14 protein-coding genes are annotated in these 19408 nt (G+C 41.7%); 7 read left to right on the top strand and 7 right to left on the bottom strand.

Annotation, left to right across the window (positions count from 1 at the left end):
* Positions 1–6: 6 nt before the first annotated feature.
* The 7 genes from ilvB to ABTV71_RS25915 form a co-directional block, all read right to left on the bottom strand.
* Positions 7–1749, bottom strand: coding sequence for a biosynthetic-type acetolactate synthase large subunit (gene ilvB, locus ABTV71_RS25945; protein WP_121120663.1), 1743 nt, complete (start codon positions 1747–1749; stop codon positions 7–9).
* Positions 1750–1880: 131 nt separating this feature from the next.
* Positions 1881–3581, bottom strand: a complete 1701-nt coding sequence (gene ilvD / locus ABTV71_RS25940; RefSeq protein WP_121120662.1) for a dihydroxy-acid dehydratase — start codon at positions 3579–3581, stop codon at positions 1881–1883.
* A complete protein-coding gene (locus tag ABTV71_RS25935) occupies positions 3565–4455 on the bottom strand; it encodes a branched-chain amino acid transaminase (protein WP_121121234.1) in 891 nt (296 codons plus the stop codon). The genes ilvD and ABTV71_RS25935 overlap by 17 nt, the downstream gene beginning before the upstream one ends.
* Before the next feature lie 394 nt (positions 4456–4849).
* A complete protein-coding gene (atpC, locus tag ABTV71_RS25930; protein WP_028071934.1) occupies positions 4850–5098 on the bottom strand; it encodes an ATP synthase F1 subunit epsilon in 249 nt (82 codons plus the stop codon).
* Positions 5099–5119: 21 nt separating this feature from the next.
* A complete protein-coding gene (atpD, locus tag ABTV71_RS25925; protein WP_108634878.1) occupies positions 5120–6622 on the bottom strand; it encodes a F0F1 ATP synthase subunit beta in 1503 nt (500 codons plus the stop codon).
* A gap of 364 nt (positions 6623–6986) precedes the next feature.
* Positions 6987–7637, bottom strand: a complete 651-nt coding sequence (locus ABTV71_RS25920; RefSeq protein WP_108634879.1) for a hypothetical protein — start codon at positions 7635–7637, stop codon at positions 6987–6989.
* A gap of 149 nt (positions 7638–7786) precedes the next feature.
* Positions 7787–8491 (bottom strand): NUDIX hydrolase, encoded by a 705-nt coding sequence (locus ABTV71_RS25915; RefSeq protein WP_433901581.1) that lies wholly within the window; start codon positions 8489–8491, stop codon positions 7787–7789.
* Positions 8492–8811: 320 nt separating this feature from the next.
* Here ABTV71_RS25915 and ABTV71_RS25910 point away from each other — a divergent pair, with 320 nt between their 5' ends.
* The 7 genes from ABTV71_RS25910 to ABTV71_RS25880 all read left to right on the top strand — a co-directional run bounded on the left by ABTV71_RS25910 (position 8812) and on the right by ABTV71_RS25880 (position 19397).
* Positions 8812–10500 (top strand): ribulokinase, encoded by a 1689-nt coding sequence (locus ABTV71_RS25910; RefSeq protein ID WP_433901580.1) that lies wholly within the window; start codon positions 8812–8814, stop codon positions 10498–10500.
* A gap of 16 nt (positions 10501–10516) precedes the next feature.
* Positions 10517–11209 (top strand): L-ribulose-5-phosphate 4-epimerase, encoded by a 693-nt coding sequence (locus ABTV71_RS25905; protein ID WP_121120660.1) that lies wholly within the window; start codon positions 10517–10519, stop codon positions 11207–11209.
* Between the two features lie 44 nt (positions 11210–11253).
* A complete protein-coding gene (araA, locus tag ABTV71_RS25900; protein WP_433901579.1) occupies positions 11254–12756 on the top strand; it encodes an L-arabinose isomerase in 1503 nt (500 codons plus the stop codon).
* Positions 12757–12831: 75 nt separating this feature from the next.
* Complete coding sequence (locus tag ABTV71_RS25895) at positions 12832–14532, top strand: sodium:solute symporter family transporter (RefSeq protein ID WP_433901578.1); 1701 nt, start codon at positions 12832–12834, stop codon at positions 14530–14532.
* 95 nt (positions 14533–14627) lie between these two features.
* Positions 14628–15776, top strand: coding sequence for an aldose epimerase family protein (locus ABTV71_RS25890; protein ID WP_433901577.1), 1149 nt, complete (start codon positions 14628–14630; stop codon positions 15774–15776).
* A 13-nt stretch (positions 15777–15789) separates the two neighbouring features.
* A complete protein-coding gene (locus ABTV71_RS25885) occupies positions 15790–17331 on the top strand; it encodes an alpha-N-arabinofuranosidase (protein ID WP_121120656.1) in 1542 nt (513 codons plus the stop codon).
* 104 nt (positions 17332–17435) lie between these two features.
* Positions 17436–19397, top strand: a complete 1962-nt coding sequence (locus tag ABTV71_RS25880; RefSeq protein WP_433901576.1) for an alpha-L-arabinofuranosidase C-terminal domain-containing protein — start codon at positions 17436–17438, stop codon at positions 19395–19397.
* Positions 19398–19408 lie beyond the last annotated feature (11 nt).

The raw sequence follows: 19408 nt of genomic DNA, 5'->3' as shown, positions 1-19408 counted from the left end.
GACTTTTTACTTTAATCGAATCTCCGATACGGATGTTCCTTGTGCAACCATCGGGAATACATTGTTTTCCTTTCCTACCATAACTTCCAATAGATAAGCACCATCGTGGTCAAGCATGGTCTGAAGGGCATTGCGGAGATCCTTCCGTTCCGAAATTTTCTGTCCATCGATATAATAACCTTTGGCAACTGCAACAAAGTCAGGGCTGGTGATATTCACGAATGAATAGCGTTTGTCATGAAACAGTTGTTGCCATTGACGTACCATACCTAAGAACTCGTTGTTCAAGATCAAGATTTTTACCTTTGCGCCAAATTGCATGATGGTCCCCAGTTCCTGAATGGTCATTTGGATACCACCGTCACCGATGATGGCTACGACAGTTTTCTCAGGGGCTCCATACCAGGCGCCAATAGCTGCAGGAAGACCAAAACCCATGGTTCCCAATCCGCCTGATGTGACGTTTGACTTGCTCTTGTTAAATTTTGCATAGCGACATGTGACCATCTGATGCTGACCAACGTCTGTGGTTATGATTGCGTCCCCACCGGTTAATTCATTCAACACATTGATCACCTCGCCCATGGTCATGATATCCGTTTTTGGATGCAATTCATCTGTGATGACTTCTTTGATTTCCTCTTTTTCGAGTTCGCGGAACTGAGCTAACCATGCGGAATGATCCACGGTTTTAACCAATTCAGTCAACATTGGAAGTGATTCTTTGCAATCGCCCCATACAGGTACAGTTGTTTGTACATTTTTGTCAATCTCGGCTGGATCGATATCCAAATGGATCACTTTTGCCTGTTTGGCATATTTGTCCAATCGGCCTGTGACACGGTCATCGAAACGCATGCCAATAGCAATTAAGACATCGCATTCATTGGTCATGACGTTTGGCGCATAATTTCCGTGCATCCCCAACATACCGACATGAAGTTTGTGGTCTGTAGGAAGTGCGCTCAATCCCATGACAGTGGCGGCAGAAGGAATGCCTGTTTTTTCGATAAAAGCTTTGAATTCCTCTTCTGCCTTTCCTAAGATAATCCCCTGACCAAAAAGTACAAATGGCTTTTTTGCATTATTGATCAACTCAGCAGCTTGTTCGATATACTCTTTACGGACTTGCGGAGCAGGTCTATAACTACGCACATGATTGCATTTTTCGTAACCGAAGTAATCGAACAATTGTATTTGTGCATTCTTGGTAATATCGATCAATACGGGACCCGGACGACCCGTGCTGGCAATATAAAATGCTTTAGCGAGTGCGGCTGGAATTTCAGTAGCGTCAGTGACTTGATAGTTCCACTTGGTGACCGGTGCGGTAATATTGATGACATCCGTTTCCTGAAATGCATCGGTTCCCAATAGTGAAGCAAAGACCTGGCCTGTAATACAGACGATCGGGTTACTGTCGATCATGGCATCTGCCAGCCCGGTAACTAGGTTTGTTGCTCCGGGACCACTCGTCGCGAAGACGACACCTGTACGACCGGAAGTTCTTGCATAACCTTGGGCCGCATGGATTCCTCCTTGCTCATGGCGCACCAAGATATGTTTCAAACGATCCGTATAATCATAAAGGGCATCATAAATGGGCATGATCGCACCACCCGGATAGCCAAATACGGTATCAACTCCTTCGCTCAATAAGGCCTCCATAACAGCTTTCGATCCCGAAATTTGTGTCGGAGTTTCCTGCTTGGTAGCAGCCTTATTTTCTGTTATTTCCAGTGTACTCATTACGTTGATTTTTTAGTTTTGTTGATTATTCAGTCTTTTTTAATATTTAGATATTAGATCTGGAGACATTAGATCGGAAGTTCCGTTTGTTTAAACCTTCAGCACACGAAGTGTCTCCATTTTTTGATTTTTTATAGATCAGTTACACAACCTTCTGAGGCGTCGGCTACAGTCTTAGCGTATTTGTATAATACGCCTTTACTGACTTTCAAAGCCGGCTGTACCCATGCTGCACGACGTTGTGCAATCTCCTCATCGGAAAGGTTCACATTGATCGTATTGTTGACAGCATCAATCTCGATGATATCGTCATCATGAACTAAACCAATTAACCCGCCTTTGTAAGATTCTGGTGTAATGTGGCCTACAACAAAACCGTGTGTGCCGCCGGAGAAACGCCCATCTGTAATAAGCGCCACAGATTTACCTAAGCCGGCACCGATGATTAATGATGTTGGTTTAAGCATTTCCGGCATGCCTGGGGCACCTACCGGGCCTTCGTTTTTAATAACGACAACATCTCCGGGCTTAATTCTGCCTGAGGCAATTCCTGCTACTAAGTCATGTTCGCCATCGAACACACGTGCGGGACCAGTGAATTTTTCACCTTCTTTGCCGGAGATCTTTGCCACGGAACCTTTTTCAGCCAGATTTCCGTAAAGGATCTGTAAGTGTCCTGTTGCTTTGATTGGGTTGCTCAATGGTTTGATAATAGGCTGATCATATTCCATAATGGATTTGACATCAGCTAAGTTTTCGGCAACAGTTTTTCCAGTTACGGTGATACAATCACCATGCAATAAACCTTCGTCCAAAAGGTATTTCATTACAGCGGGAGTTCCACCATATTGTTGAAGATCTTGCATCAGGTATTTGCCCGAAGGTTTAAAGTCTGCCAATACAGGTGTTTCATCACTCATGCGCTGGAAGTCATCTTGTGAGATGTCAACGCCTACGGCCTTACCGATCGCAATAAAGTGAAGTACGGCATTGGTACTACCCCCTAAAATCACGATGGTACGTAATGCATTTTCGAATGCTTTGCGCGTCATGATATCTGAAGGTTTGATATCTTTTTCAAGTAGGGTACGGATATGTTTACCCGCTTCTAGACATTCATTTTTCTTTTCTTCGGAGATCGCAGGGTTGGAAGATGAGTAAGGTAGACTCATTCCCAAAGCTTCGATGGCAGAAGCCATGGTGTTGGCTGTATACATACCACCACACGCACCAGCGCCAGGACAAGTATGTTTGATGATGCCTTCATAGTCTTCGTCAGAAAGATTTCCGCAGATGCGTTGTCCCAATGCTTCAAAGGCAGACACAATATTTAATTCTTCGCCTTTGTAGTGGCCTGGAGCAATAGTACCTCCATATACCATCAAAGAAGGGCGGTCCAAACGGGCCATTGCCATAATTGCACCAGGCATGTTTTTGTCACAGCCAGGAATAGAGATCAAGCCATCATAATATTGTCCGCCACAGATCGTTTCGATGCTATCGGCAATCACGTCACGGCTTACCAACGAATAACGCATACCGTCTGTACCATTGCTCATACCGTCGCTGACGCCAATGGTTCCAAAGGTCAAACCCACTAAATCATTGTTCCAAACGCCCTTTTTGACGATTTGTGCCAAATCATTTAAGTGCATATTACACGTATTACCATCATATCCCATGCTGGCAATACCGACCTGTGCTTTCTCCATATCGGCATCCGTAAGACCGATACCGTAAAGCATTGCTTTTGCAGCAGGTTGCGTTTCGTCTTGTGTAAATGTACGGCTGTATTTGTTCATTGTGTTTTCGCCGTTAGATGATGACTTCATAATTTTCGTTCTCTAATACTAAATTTTTATATCTTCTTTGGATCGATGCACCTATGCTGTGTTCCCACGCTTCTTGATAGATGACATCGTCGACTTGTTTGATTCCGATAATTTCAGCCGCTGTACCGCATAAGAATGCACTATCAGCTGTATAGATATCTTCTACTGTCAATTGTTTTTCAATGACTTCGAAATTCAGTTTTTTACAGATGTTTTTAACGGTCTGCCGTGTAATGCCGGGAAAAATGTTTTTCGCTGGCGGTGTATAAATTTTGAAATCTTTCTCAATAAAAATATTCTCGCTGGAAGCCTGGGCCACGAAGCCTTCATGATCAAGCATAAGTGCCTCATCAAAACCCCTTTTAATGGCTTCTGTCGTCGCTAGAATAGAGTTTACATATTGACCTGATATTTTCGAGTCTGTTTTAAAAGATTTTGGATTAGGTCTTTTGATATCAGAGATGCATACACGCAAAAGGTTCTGACCGAGATAAGGTCCCCATTCCCAGGCGGCAATCATCAGATTAGCCTCCGTGGAAGAAGTCAGGTGCATATTCGAGCCGGTGAGTACCAATGGACGGATGTAAGCCTCCCGTAAATTGTTGATGGCCAAAAGCTCATAACATTTGTCAATTAGCTCCCTGTTACTCCATTGGTAAGGGATATTCACCGCTTCGCAGGATTTCTTCAATCGGTCAAAATGTTTGTCCGCTTTAAAGATGCGCGGACCATTGTGGGTATTGTACGCGCGTAAACCATCGAATACAGCGTAGCCATAGTGAAGCGATTGTGCAAAGGGATTCAATGCAGCCTCGGAGGCTTTTACAAAGGCTCCATCCAAATAAATCAATGTGTTCTTGTCGTAGTATTTCATAACCCAAAATTTACCTATATAAATAATTTCCCTTTTTGGTTTTTGCTGGTAAATCATGCTATCTCAGGCCGCTGTAAAAACCTTCGATTTTCATCTCCTCAAGGTAGCAGGAATTACAATAATTGGCAATAGGTAAAGTGCTAATTTTCTATTTAGAATAAAATTTTAAAATTTTATATTTTAAAAAATTTTAAACTTTATTTTAAGTTGTTTTTCGGTTTTAAATTTTGTTAGTCGTATACCGTATTTAAAATTGGTCTACCCTGTCAAAAAATTATTTTTTGTTACAAAGGGCAAATTTCTTCCTAAAATGAAGAAATTGTCAAAAAAACTTTAAAAAAAAAGCTTCCGATATTTCTATCGGAAGCTTTTCAATATTTTAAAACCAATTGATTTAATCTCCGATAATTCCTTCAGCAAGCACGGTAATGACATTGTCTTTTGCTTCCACGACGCCACCTTTAATGAACACTTCTTGTCCACCTTTACCTTGTTGAATAATTACTTTTCCATCTTCCAAAGTAGAAACAATTGCCGCGTGGTCTTTCAAAATTTGAAAAGAGCCCGCAGAGCCAGGGACCGTAACAGATGTTACTTCGCCTTCGTATACTAATTTGTCGGGAGTGATAATTGTTAATTTCATTATTCTTAGATATAATCTAAATTAAACGGCTTCTGCTAATAATTTCTTACCTTTTTCGATAGCATCATCAATGTTACCTACCAAGTTGAAGGCAGCTTCTGGATATTCATCAACCTCGCCATCAATGATCATGTTAAATCCTTTGATGGTATCTTTGATGTCTACCAATACACCTTTTAAACCTGTAAATTGCTCTGCTACGTGGAAAGGTTGTGATAAGAAACGTTGTACGCGACGTGCGCGGTGAACAGTTAACTTATCCTCTTCGGATAACTCGTCCATACCTAAGATGGCGATAATATCTTGTAGTTCTTTATAACGTTGAAGAATTTCTTTTACACGTTGTGCGGTATCGTAATGTTCAGCACCTAAAACAGCAGGAGAAAGGATACGTGATGTAGAATCCAAAGGATCCACCGCAGGATAGATACCTAACTCAGCAATTTTACGGGACAATACTGTCGTTGCGTCCAAGTGAGCAAATGTTGTCGCTGGAGCAGGGTCAGTTAAGTCATCGGCAGGTACATATACTGCTTGTACTGAAGTGATTGAACCGTTTTTAGTTGATGTAATACGCTCTTGCATCAAACCCATCTCTGTAGCTAATGTCGGTTGGTAACCTACTGCTGAAGGCATACGGCCTAACAACGCGGATACTTCAGAACCAGCTTGTGTAAAACGAAAGATGTTATCGATGAAGAAAAGGACGTCACGACCTTGACCTTCGCCATCACCGTCACGGAAATATTCTGCCACAGTCAAACCGGATAAAGCAACACGTGCACGTGCACCGGGAGGCTCATTCATCTGACCGAATACGAAAGTACATTTAGAGTCTTTCATTAATTCGTGGTCAACAGTGTCCAAAGGCCATTCACCTTTTTCCATGCCTTCCATAAAATGCTCACCATATTTGATGATACCTGATTCCAACATCTCACGCAATAAGTCGTTACCTTCACGTGTACGTTCACCTACACCGGCAAACACGGAAAGACCACCGTGACCTTTAGCGATGTTGTTGATCAATTCTTGGATTAATACAGTTTTACCTACACCGGCACCACCGAATAAACCAATTTTACCACCTTTAGCATATGGCTCTAAAAGGTCAATAACTTTGATACCAGTAAAAAGTACTTCGGATTCAGTAGATAAATCTTCGAATTTAGGAGGGACGTTGTGGATAGGACGACCATTCTCTTTGCTCAAATTTTGGATACCATCTATGGCATCACCAACTACGTTGAATACACGACCTTTGATTTCTTCACCAACAGGCATTTTGATAGGAGCACCAGTATCGACAACTTCCATTCCGCGAACCAAACCTTCAGTTGCGTCCATGGCAATTGTACGTACACGATCCTGACCTAAGTGTTGTTGAACTTCCAATACAACACGTTGTCCATTTTCTTTTTGAATGTACAATGCATCGTAAATTTTAGGTAGATTTTCACTGTCGGCGAAGTTGACGTCAACAACTGGGCCGATAATCTGCGCTATTTTACCAATCTTGGGCATATTATAGGGACTAAATATTTATTAATCAATTTTATATAAGAGACATAAAAGGCCTCTTTTTTGGTCAGCAAAAATAAGGTTATTCGTTTTTAAAAACAAATAGAATTTGCAATTAAATTATATTTTCATTAATGTAGGTCAAAATGTTATCTCTTGTAATTCTGTGAGTTTCGACTCTTGTTGTTGCAAATATACTATTTCGGTGTATTGGTGACACTATTTTTTTTGAACTGCTGTTCGTTTCCGATGTTCGTAAGGTGAAGCTCAGAGGGTATACAAATGTGATCGACCTGAAGCGGGCCGTCATGAGGACCCGCTTCAGGTCGATAAGAATCCTGTATAATATAGTCTTATGACGACCTGACTAGATCTTTTTATTTAATTCATCTTGCAATTGACGTTTCAGCAGTTGTTCTTTTTCCATGGCCTTTTTACGGAATGTCGCAAATTCCTCTTGTGATTGTTCTGCTGTCTTTTGAAATTCTACTGTATCGACTTTTGCTTTTCTATAAGAGATTAAAAAGATGAAAGTCGCTACAGCCAAGACGGCGATGATGGTCCAAACGACCGTACTGTATAAGCTCTTGGATGTATTGATACCCAAGAATGAAAAGCTATCTGTCTTTTGTTGCTCCTGTGCGAGTTGATCCTTTAATGTCTGAATAGAATCCTGCAAATTCTTGGTGTTGGATGAATAATTGCTGGATGAGGATTTTAGGGAATTGATTTCCTTATGCAGCTTTGCAACAGTATCAACAACATTTCTTTTGACGATGTCAAGGTTGGTCTTCCGCACCATCTTGAAGTCATAATTGTTTTTTGATATATAATTTAAGTGATCAAATTGATTTGCCAAGCTCCCTTTTTTTAGTCCATCCGGGCTGTATTTATAAGCGTTATTTGCCTGCTGGGTGGCGGTAACCGGCGCTGCTGCAGGAGTTTGAGCCTGTAATAAAGTGTACGATGAAATAAATAAAATCGTAAAGAATACAAATGCTAATCTCAATTTGCTCATGTTGTCTATCGTTATTATAATAAGTTTAATCAGAATATTCCAGCTACAAAGCTAGCATATGCCTGTGATAAATATAAGGAAATATTGAAAAAACGAAAATTGAAAGTGAAATATATTCCGATTATAGTCTATTCTTTTGATAGATATCTTTATGTTTCGAGGCCCCAGCTGGGCAGATAACGGAGAAATGACATAATTTTCTCTTTATAGATCGCTGTATTTAGCTTAAAATAGAAAGCCCCCTTTTTGGAATTTTCTTTGTCTTTTTCCTGTAGTTTGATGATTAAGCCTGATGCGAGTAGTTTTCGACTAAAGTTACGCTTGTCAAGCTCGATATTATAGACACCTTCATATAAGGCTGCGATTTGCGGAATCGTGAATTTTTCCGGTAGCAGTTCGAACAGAATAGGATATAGTGCTGCTTTCATACGTAGGCGGTGTTGTGCCGATGCTATCATTTGCTCGTGATCGAATATCAGTGTAGGATGCTGCTGTAATGGAAACCATTTTGCTTCATAATCGTCGCTCAGGATATGCTTATACTGTTGGGTGTCGATCAATGCAAAATAGCAGATACTTATCACTCGGTCATTAGGCTCGCGCTTGGGTTCGCCGAAGACACTGCATTGCTCCATATAGACATTTTCAAGACCGGTTAATTTTTTCAACACCCGACTGGCAGATTCTTCTGGACTTTCGTTGGGTTGAACAAAACCACCCATCAAACTCCATTTATTTCTTTCAGGTTCAAAATCACGCTTAATCAACAATACTTCTAGGGATTCCCCATTGAAGCCAAATATAATACAGTCTACAGCTAAAAGAATCCCTGAATCTTTTTTATAATATTCCATTGTCTATTGTTTTTTATCTCTTTTTTTGACTTCCTCCCGTTTTCATGATCAAAACTATAAAGTGACTAGCTAAAAATAAATACAATACTTGGTCGGTAACTGATTTAAAAATGTTTCAATACAACATACACAGGCATTTAAGCTCATCATGATTAACGGGATGAAGTTAATTCATTTTTTTAAATATGAAAATTTTCTTTCAAATTCAAAAAAATAAATGTTTATTTGACACTAATTATTTTAGAATGCTTATCTTCGATTGAGGGCATTGAAAAATAATGTTTGAAACAATTATAAATTATAAACCAAATTCAGCAAAAATGAATGAATCATATGTCATCGGGATAGATTACGGAAGCGATTCGGTCCGTTCTGTATTGGTCGATGCGATTAATGGAGAAGAAATATCATCTTCAGTATTTTATTATCCACGATGGAAAAGAGGGGAATACTGCGATGCTGCATCCAGTCAGTTTAGACAACATCCCTTAGATTACATCGAAGGTCTGGAGGCGACAGTAAAGGATTGTTTACAAAAATCGGGAATAGCGAATATTGGACAGGCCGTAAGAGCAATTTCGGTAGACACCACCGGATCAACCCCTATTGCTGTCAATGAGCAAGGGGTTCCTTTGGCTTTGCTGGATGAATTTAAGGATAATCCGAATGCGATGTTTGTCCTGTGGAAAGATCATACCGCCGTTAAGGAAGCCAAGGAAATCAATGACTACAACGAAACAAGCGCTGTTGATTATTTGAAATATGTTGGTGGTGTTTATTCTTCGGAATGGTTTTGGGCTAAGTTACTTCATATTTTTAGAGTTGACGAGCAAGTTCGTAAAGCGACATTTAGCTGGGTTGAGCATTGTGATTATATTCCTTTCTTATTGACGGGAGGCACGCATGCATCTGCGATTAAGCGGGGTGTATGTTCTGCCGGTCATAAGTCGCTTTGGGCGGCAGCATTCGGTGGCCTGCCTCCAAATGCTTTCTTTACGGATATTGACCCGCTATTGGATGGTGTTGTGGATCGTTTATTTTCAGAAACTTATACGGCAGATAAACCTGCAGGGAATCTCTCAGCGGAATGGGCCGAACGTTTGGGGCTTTCGACATCGGTGATAGTTGGTATCGGTGCTTTTGATTGTCACATGGGTGCTGTGGGTGGACAGATCGAACCTTATTACCTCAGTAAAGTCATGGGCACATCGACTTGTGATATGCTTGTTGCACCAAAAGAAGAGGTTCAAGATACACTTGTGAAGGGAATCTGCGGTCAGGTGGATGGTTCGATCATTCCGGGAATGATCGGTATGGAAGCTGGGCAATCCGCCTTTGGCGATGCTTATGCTTGGTTGAAACAGGTCTTGTTATGGCCTGCTAAACAGGCGTTACAAGATGTAGAAGGTCTGAATGATGACGTTCGTGAGCAAGTTGTGAATGGTTTGGAAGAGACATTGTTGGTCAGTTTGAGTAAAAAGGCAGCGGAGTTGTCAGTGACCGCAACTTCGGAGTTGGCGATAGATTGGTTGAATGGTCGAAGAACACCTGATGCGGATCAATCATTGAAAGGTGCAATTACAGGATTGCATTTAGGAACCGATGCGCCACGGATATTTAGAGCTATTGTTGAAGCAACCTGTTTCGGAGCAAAAGCCATTGTGGACCGTTTTGTTGATCAGGGAATTCCTGTTAAAGGGCTGATCGGTCTTGGTGGCGTAGCCAAAAAATCCCCTTTTATTATGCAGATGATGGCTAATGTCATGAACATGCCAATTCGTATACACAAGAGTGAGCAAACTTGTGCCATCGGTGCGGCAATGTTCGCGGCTACTGCGGCGGGGTTGTATGACCGTGTTGAGGATGCCATGAAAACCATGGGGCAAGGTTTCGAATGTACCTATGTACCCGAAGAAAAGTGGGTGCCAATCTATGCTGAACGTTATGAACGCTACAAGGCGCTCGGAGCTTTCATCGAAGGGAAAGAATCGTTAGCCATTACTGTTTAATCGATGAATATTTATTATGTATAATTCAATTAAAGAAGAAGCATACCGTTGCAATATGCAACTGCCCCAATTGGGTCTTGTACTTTTCACATTTGGAAATGTCAGTGTTGTGGATCGGCAGCATGAAGTTTTTGCCATTAAACCCAGTGGGGTACCTTATGAGGAGCTTTCTCCCGAGCAAATGGTCATTGTTGATTTTGACGGTAATGTGGTTGAAGGAGATCTTAGACCTTCATCGGATACAAAAACGCATGCTGTTTTATATAAACACTGGAAAGAAATTGGCGGTATTACACATACGCATTCAACTTATGCAACAGCATGGGCGCAAAGTCAACGCGATATTCCGATTTTCGGAACGACACATGCCGATCATTTAACAACAGATATTCCCTGTGCTCCACCCATGAGTGATGAGATGATCGCCGGAAACTACGAGCACGAAACCGGTTTTCAGATTATCAATCACTTTACCGAAAATAAGCTTGATTATAAAGAAGTGGAAATGATTCTAGTTGGCAACCACGCGCCTTTTGCCTGGGGTAAAAATGGAATGAAGTCTGTTTATAATAGCGCGGTACTGGAACAAGTTGCCAAGATGGCTTTGTTGACAGAGCAGATTAACCCCAATGCGCCGAGGTTAAAGTCCGCATTAATCAAAAAACATTATGAAAGGAAGCATGGAACCAATGCCTACTATGGTCAGTAATTCGTGATGATAAAAAACAATAGCAAAAAAACTACTATTTAAAAATGAATATTAATTTAAAAGAACTTGAGGTCTGGTTTATCGTTGGAAGCCAAGATCTATATGGAGAAGAGACCTTACGCCAAGTTGCAATACATGCCGAGGAAATCGCAAACTATTTAAATGCGCATACGGTGATTCCTGTGGCAGTGAGATATAAACCGATCGTCAAAAATACAGATGAAATTTATGCAACGTTAACAGCTGCCAATAGCGAAAAAAATTGTGTCGGTATCATTACATGGATGCATACATTCTCGCCTGCTAAAATGTGGATCAGAGGATTAAAAGCTTTACAAAAACCATTATTGCATTTACATACCCAGTATAATCAGGATATTCCTTGGAGCAGTATTGACATGGATTTTATGAACCTCAATCAAAGCGCACATGGCGACCGTGAATTTGGCCACATTGTAAGCCGATTGAAAATAGGCCGTAAAGTGGTGACCGGACATTGGCAAGACCCTGAAGTATTGGAGCGTATTAATGTATGGTCACGTGCCGCAGCAGGCTGGCATGACTGGCAAGGCGCCAAATTTGCGCGGTTCGGCGACAATATGCGTTATGTAGCTGTTACGGATGGCGACAAGGTGGAAGCGGAATCTCAATTTGGTTTTTCTGTAAATACCTATGCGATTGGTGATTTGGTTCAGGTTATTAACGCGAGCACTAATGAAGAAATAGAGGCTTTATTGACCGAGTATGAAGCTACGTATGAACTGGCAGAAAACGTAAAGGTCGGTGGTGAATTTCATGACAATCTGATTGAAGCTGCTAAAATTGAAATCGGGTTACGCAAATTCTTAGCGCAAGGCAATTTTAAAGGTTTTACAGATACTTTCGAAGACCTGCATGGCATGGTGCAGCTTCCGGGCTTGGCGGTACAGCGCTTAATGGCCGAAGGATACGGTTTTGCCGGTGAGGGGGACTGGAAGACGCCGGCCTTGGTCAGAGCATGTAAAGTCATGGGAGCTGGTCTGGCAGGAACGACAGCATTTATGGAGGACTATACCTATCATTTTGATCCGCAAAATGCCATGGTTTTGGGTTCACACATGTTGGAAGTCGATCCAGCCTTGGCTACTGACAAACCGCGAATTGAGGTACATCCATTGGGAATAGGCGGCAAAGCGGATCCGGCTCGTCTCGTCTTTAACGGGCAGAGCGGAGATGCACTCAATGCTTCGCTGGTTGATATGGGGACACGTTTTCGATTGATCGTCAATAAGGTTGAAGGGGTTTCTGTCGAAGAAGAATTACCAAAACTTCCAGTTGCCCGGGTATTATGGAAACCGCTTCCAGATATGAAAACAGGTTGTAGTGCCTGGATCGTTGCTGGCGGTGCTCACCATACCGCTTATAGCTTGAGTTTGACACCTGAATATCTTGAAGATTTTGCGCGCATAGCAGGGTTAGAATATGTGTTGATTGATGAGAAGACTACGGTTGCAAACCTCGAAGATCAATTGAAATGGAATGAACTTTATTATTTACTGAGTAAGTAATAGTTTGTAAGCCATTTATGTACCCAATCTTCGGGGCATAAATGGCTTATTTGATAAATAACCAATTTGGAAAATATGGAAAAATTTGCAACGGTAGATTACGTTATATTCGTGATTTACTTCTTTATCGTGGCAGGCTATGGCTACTGGATTTATCGCAAGAAGACGAATAGTCTAAGCAGCAGCAAGGATTATTTTTTGGCGGAAGGGTCACTGACCTGGTGGGCGATCGGCTCCTCATTGATTGCATCCAATATTTCTGCGGAGCAGTTTATAGGAATGAGCGGTAATGGATTTGAAGTTGGAATTGCTGTAGCAGCGTATGAACTTATTGCTGCGGTGGCGCTTATCATTGTTGCGGTTTGGTTTATCCCGGTGTATCTAAAAAATAAGATTTTCACCATGCCGCAGTTTTTAAATAACCGATACAATGAAACAACGAGCCTTATCATGGCTATTTTTTGGCTGTTTTTGTATGTATTTGTCAACCTGACGTCGATTCTATATTTAGGAGCCATTGCCATTTCTAGTATGGCAGGTGGTGGAGATAGCTTCCATACCATCACGGTGGCTTTGGCCGTGTTTGCTGTGGTTATCACATTGGGAGGAATGCGGGTGATCGGTTTTACGGATGTTATCCAAGTTGTGGTACTGATTATTGGTGGTATTGCTACAACGTATGTTGCATTAACTTTAGTAAGTGAGCATTTTGGATTAGGCAAGGATGTATTGGCCGGTTTTAATAAGTTGATGGAAGATTCGCCGGAACACTTTAATTTGTTTGTTTCCAAACCTGGGCCGGGGGCTAGTCAGGAAGAAATTAATAAGTATCTGATGTTGCCAGGAATAGGGATGTATCTTGCAGGAATCTGGATTGTCAACCTAAATTACTGGGGCTGTAATCAATATATCACGCAACGAGCTTTGGGAGCTGATTTAAAAACGGCGCGTACTGGAATTCTTTTTGCCGGTTTTCTTAAGTTGTTTATGCCAATTATCGTGATGCTACCGGGGATTGCTGCTTATGTGTTATATAAAAATGGAGCCTTGCAACAGGAAATGGCTCCGGGAGGTGTGTTTCATGCCGATAATGCTTATTCGGCGATATTGGGTTATCTGCCAAATGGCATGAAGGGGCTTGCGCTGGCAGCACTTACAGCTGCTATTGTGGCGGGATTGGCCGGAAAGGCCAACAGTATTGCAACAATCTTTACATTGGATATCTTTAAAAAATATATCAATAAAGATGCGAGCGAAGCAAAAATGGTATGGGTTGGCAAGATAACTATTGTTATCTCTATTTTACTTTCCGTATTGTTTACCTGGAATGATGCTTTGGGCATCGGTGGCGCCGGCGGGTTTACTTTTATCCAGAAATATACTGGATTTATCAGCCCTGGTGTTTTTGCGATGTTTTTATTGGGCATGTTTTGGAAAAGAACGACGGGGGCTGCCGCCATTACAGGGCTTGTCACGGGCTTTGTTTTGTCCGTATTTTTTAACGAGTTTGCAACAAAAGTTTTCGGACCGGAAACATGGATCTATACAGCTTATCCAAATAAAGCTGGGGTTTATGAGATTCCATTCCAGATCTGTATGGGACTGGCGTTTGTTTTTACCATGATAGCCATGATAGGCGTAAGCTTATTTGGGCCAAAAATTAATCCAAAAGCTTTTGTCTTGGATAAATCGATGTTCAAGGTTGAACCATCCGTATTGGCATTAATTGTTGTAACCTTATTGTTGGTGACCGCGATTTATGTTCGTTTTTGGTAAAATGGCCACTTTTGAATGCTAGAAATTATTATGAACCCTTCCTAATGTAACTAGGAAACTCCATCTTGGATGATGGAATAAAAACTTAAATACAGATGAATAAGAAAATTATTATTGGTTTGTTGACTTGTGCTTCTTTAGCGTATGGATGTCAATCCTCTTCGACTCAAAATAAGCAAGCGGCAACTTCGGCTGATTCTACGTCGAACCAGACCTTCGATGGTCAGATTGATGGTAAAGAGGTTAAATTGTTTCAACTAAAGAATGATAAATTAGCTGTCACACTCACGAATTATGGCGCGCGATTGGTGACATTAAAAGTTCCGAATAAAGACGGCGGTGTTACGGATGTAATTTTGGGTTATGATTCAGCGAAGGAATACAAGGAAAACTATAATAATTTTTACGGAGCAATTGTGGGACGTTATGGTAACCGTATAGGTAAAGCTTCTTTCACACTGAATGGGGAGTCTTATTCCCTGGAAAAAAATGATGGTGAGAATTCGCTTCATGGTGGGACAAATGGCGTATACAACAAAGTCTGGGATGTAATCAATCATACGGCTACCTCGATAACACTGGCATATACCTCACCCGATAAAGAGGCCGGTTATCCCGGAACAGTCAAAATGGAGGTTACTTACACACTCGAAGAAAATGGTGGGTTGGCCATTGATTATCTAGCAACGACGGACAAAGAAACTGTTTTAAATCTGACAAATCACGCCTATTTTAATCTTAATGGTGCCGGCGATTCTTCTATTTTAGATCATGAACTTCAAATTGATGCAAAGGCGATAACAGAGGTTGATCATACGTTAATTCCGACAGGAAAGAGTTTGCCTGTTGCAGGTACAGCATTTGATTTTACAGAACCACAGCTTGTGGGAGCCCATATTGAAGATGAAAATGCACAATTGAAGATCGGAAAAGGCTATGATCATAATTTTGAACTTAACAAGAAGGATGGTTTCCAGAAAGTAGCTGCGGTATATGCTTCGAAAACGGGGATTGAAATGCAGGTCTACACAACAGAGCCGGGCCTGCAATTTTACAGCGGTAATTTTATGAAGGATTCAGATCCAAAAGGAAAAGAAGGAAAAGTTTATCCCTTCCGTTCGGCATTCTGTCTGGAAACACAACATTTTCCGGACGCACCGAACCATCCCAATTTTGCATCAACGGTATTGAAACCCGGAGAAAAATATAGTTCAAAAACAACTTACCGATTCCGTGTTAAATAATGAAGTTTAGATCATGAAACTAAGATTAAAATTAGGCGTTGCTTTTACGCTGGCCACTGGATTACTGTATGGACAGAGTAGTGTAAGATTAGAAACGCCGCAGCAGGAGCAGATTATAAGCCGACATATCTATGGACATTTTGCCGAACATTTGGGGCGCTGTATTTATGATGGATTTTATGTCGGTGAGAAAAATGACTCGATTCCCCATGCTGATGGCGTCCGGAAAGATGTTATCGAAGCCCTTAAGAATTTGAACATTCCCAATTTACGTTGGCCGGGGGGATGTTTTGCGGATACCTATCATTGGAAAGACGGGGTCGGCCCCAAAGCACAGCGCCCTGCTATTGTTAATAATTGGTGGGGTGGGGTGACAGAGGATAACTCCTTTGGTACACACGATTTTCTCAATATGTGTGAATTACTTGGTGCAGAACCTTATCTGGCGGGTAATGTGGGGAGCGGTGAGGTGCAAGAGCTTGCCGACTGGGTCCAATATGTGAATTTTAAGGGAGAAAGCCCCATGTCGGATTGGCGACGAAAAAATGGTCGACAAGAACCTTGGAAGGTAAAGTTTTGGGGCGTGGGAAACGAAGCCTGGGGCTGTGGTGGAAACATGACTGCTGATTACTACACGGATATTTACCGTAAATACGCCACATTTATGTCGGATTGGACAAATGGAAGCGGCTTATATCGAATTGCTTCTGGAGCCAATAGCGCAGACTACAACTGGACCGAGACCTTAATGAAGAAAATACCGAGTGGTCTGATGAAGGGTATGGGTCTGCATCATTATGCCGTGATCAACTGGGACAAGAAAGGATCAGCGACCGAGTATTCGGAAGAACAATATTTTAGGACGATGAAGTCGGCTTGGTTCATGAATGAACTGGTGGAAAAGAATATTGCCATTATGGACAAGTATGATCCAAAAGGAAAAGTAGACCTGATCGTTGATGAGTGGGGCGGCTGGTATGAGGTTGAACCAGGTACAAACCCCGGCTTCCTTTATCAGCAGAATACGATGCGTGATGCCATGATTGCGGGGATGACGTTGAATATTTTCAATAATCATGCCCGCCGTGTTAAAATGGCTAATCTGGCACAAGCCGTAAATGTTTTGCAGGCTGTTATTTTGACCGAGGGTAAGAATATGATCCTAACACCCACTTATCATGTGATGGAAATGTATAAGGTGCATCAGGATGCGAAATTAATCCCCATTTCTCTTCAATCAACAGATTTTGAATTTAATAACGAAAAGATTCCGGCGGTGTCTGTTTCTGCATCACAAGACAAACAAGGGCGCACACATATTTCTTTAGTGAATATAGATCCAAAAAGGAAAAATAAAGTACGCGTGGACCTTGGCTCTGTCAAAGCGGCAAAAGTCACCGGTCGGATCCTTACTTCTAAGAATCTAAGAGATTACAATTCATTTAAAAAACCTACGGTGATTACACCTGTGGTTTATAAAGATGCAAAAATTGTGGATGGAACTATTGAGGTTGATATTCCTGCGTTTTCTGTTATTGTACTGGAGTTAATGTAGCATTTTGTAAAGACCTGATAAATGAAGGATTGATCAGTATGTAACCGAGTGGAACGAGTTCATTTACCATTAAACATAATAGAAAAGATAAATAATTCTAATAGATGAAGAAAATTGTGTCAATGATGCTATTGCTGGCGGGTTTAGGCTCTTCGGCAGTGGCGCAGTCCCCAATTGAACTGAATATACAGTTGGACAAACCTACGGGCAAAATATCGCCGCACATGTGGGGTGTCTTTTTCGAAGATATCAATTTGGGCGCCGATGGAGGGATCTATGCCGAATTGGTGAAAAATAGATCGTTTGAATTCGATCAGCCATGGATGGCTTGGAAGAAGCTGGAAAATGGACCTGAAGGCACTTATTTACTGTTAAACGACAGTAAGCGCAAAGGGAACAAACGTTATCTAAGACTAAATAATACGACCAATCTGAAATTGGGACTGCAAAATGAAGGTTTTAGAGGTATGGGCGTTAAATCAGGGGAAGCTTACGAGTTTTCTTTGCAGTATCAGCGTGCTGCGACTGGCATGAAAATCCATGTCGAAGTTTTAAACGAACAGAATAAAGTAATTGGTGAAGCTGAATTTCCATTAAATGCGGCTACATCATGGTCCGAAGCCGCTGTTAAATTTTCAGTATCGGAAACGACAGCTAAGGCTAAATTAAACGTTTGGTTTATAGGATCAGGTACTTTAGATATTGATATGCTGTCGTTATTCCCGGTAGATACATGGAAAGGAAGACCAAAGGGCTTGCGAAAGGATATGGTTCAGATGCTCGCAGACATGAAGCCTGGTTTTATCCGTTTTCCTGGCGGCTGTATTGTGGAAGGTAAAGATCTTGCCAATAGATTCCAATGGAAGAAAACGGTTGGCCCAATTACCGAAAGGGAGTTGATCATCAACCGTTGGAACACCGAATTTAAACATCGTTTGACGCCGGATTATTTTCAGACGTTTGGTTTAGGATTTTTTGAGTATTTCTTATTGGCAGAAGATATCGGTGCAACGCCGGTCCCCATCCTCAATTGTGGAATGGCATGCCAGTTTAATACCGGTGAAGTCGTGCCCTTAGAGGAGTTAGATGAATATGTTCAGGATGCGTTGGATCTGATCGAATTTGCCAATGGGTCTATAGATACAAAATGGGGTAAATTGCGTGCTGAAATGGGACATCCCGAGCCCTTTCATCTCAAGATGTTGGGGATTGGAAACGAAAATTGGGGACCTCAATATATCGAACGGTTGGCTGTTTTTAAGAAAGCGTTGAACGAAAAGCATCCCGAAATTTCACTTATCGCCAGTTCAGGAACTGATCCGGAGGGAGACCGGTTTGATTTCCTTAATGAAAAACTTCGCGCGATGAATATAAATATCATAGATGAACATTATTACCGCCCACCATCCTGGTTTCTTTCGAGTGCAAGCCGCTATGACAATTATGATCGAAATGGCGTAAAGATTTTCGCGGGTGAGTACGCTTCACATACAACACGGCCAAACGGCCCGGGGAAAAGTACCTGGGAGGCCGCACTTTCCGAAGCGGCTTTTATGACTGGGCTTGAACGAAATGCTGATGTTGTCGAGATGGCGTCTTATGCACCTTTGTTTGGCCATGTAGATGGATGGCAATGGTCGCCCGACTTAATTTGGGTTGACAATTTGAAGGTATATGGAACGCCTAGCTACCAAGTACAAAAATTGTATGCCACCAATAAAGGGACGTCTATTATTCCGATCAAACGTGAGGGCGAACCCGTTGCCGGACGAGATAGCCTATATGCTTCTGCTGTCTATGACGATCTTTCGCAGCAGTTGGTTTTGAAAGTGGTCAATTACAACAGTAAGCCCATAAAGGTGAGTCTAGACATCGTTTCGAGAAAAAAGCTCTTGGCGACGGCTCAAAAGATCACGTTGGCAAATGCCGACCTCAATGTGAGTAACAGTTTGGAAGAGCCATTAATTATTAGCCCAAAGGAAGATACCGTGACTTATAAGGGAAAGAAGCTCGTTGAAACATTTGAGCCTTATTCATTTACCTTGATTAAAATGTCCACGAAATAGGATGATTATCT

It is taken from the genome of Sphingobacterium puteale (genome assembly GCF_050986225.1).
Taxonomy (GTDB): domain Bacteria; phylum Bacteroidota; class Bacteroidia; order Sphingobacteriales; family Sphingobacteriaceae; genus Sphingobacterium; species Sphingobacterium puteale.
Note: the sequence above shows the minus strand (reverse complement) of the source record. Positions and strands in the feature narration are given on the sequence as shown.

Bases quoted from the DNA above. Each gene is read 5' to 3' on its own strand.
- ilvB (WP_121120663.1), bottom strand. From the start codon at position 1,749: ATGAGTACACTGGAAATAACAGAAAATAAGGCTGCTACCAAGCAGGAA.
- ilvD (WP_121120662.1), bottom strand. From the start codon at position 3,581: ATGAAGTCATCATCTAACGGCGAAAACACAATGAACAAATACAGCCGT.
- ABTV71_RS25935 (WP_121121234.1), bottom strand. From the start codon at position 4,455: ATGAAATACTACGACAAGAACACATTGATTTATTTGGATGGAGCCTTT.
- atpC (WP_028071934.1), bottom strand. From the start codon at position 5,098: ATGAAATTAACAATTATCACTCCCGACAAATTAGTATACGAAGGCGAA.
- atpD (WP_108634878.1), bottom strand. From the start codon at position 6,622: ATGCCCAAGATTGGTAAAATAGCGCAGATTATCGGCCCAGTTGTTGAC.
- ABTV71_RS25920 (WP_108634879.1), bottom strand. From the start codon at position 7,637: ATGAGCAAATTGAGATTAGCATTTGTATTCTTTACGATTTTATTTATT.
- ABTV71_RS25915 (WP_433901581.1), bottom strand. From the start codon at position 8,491: ATGGAATATTATAAAAAAGATTCAGGGATTCTTTTAGCTGTAGACTGT.
- ABTV71_RS25910 (WP_433901580.1), top strand. From the start codon at position 8,812: ATGAATGAATCATATGTCATCGGGATAGATTACGGAAGCGATTCGGTC.
- ABTV71_RS25905 (WP_121120660.1), top strand. From the start codon at position 10,517: ATGTATAATTCAATTAAAGAAGAAGCATACCGTTGCAATATGCAACTG.
- araA (WP_433901579.1), top strand. From the start codon at position 11,254: ATGAATATTAATTTAAAAGAACTTGAGGTCTGGTTTATCGTTGGAAGC.
- ABTV71_RS25895 (WP_433901578.1), top strand. From the start codon at position 12,832: ATGGAAAAATTTGCAACGGTAGATTACGTTATATTCGTGATTTACTTC.
- ABTV71_RS25890 (WP_433901577.1), top strand. From the start codon at position 14,628: ATGAATAAGAAAATTATTATTGGTTTGTTGACTTGTGCTTCTTTAGCG.
- ABTV71_RS25885 (WP_121120656.1), top strand. From the start codon at position 15,790: ATGAAACTAAGATTAAAATTAGGCGTTGCTTTTACGCTGGCCACTGGA.
- ABTV71_RS25880 (WP_433901576.1), top strand. From the start codon at position 17,436: ATGAAGAAAATTGTGTCAATGATGCTATTGCTGGCGGGTTTAGGCTCT.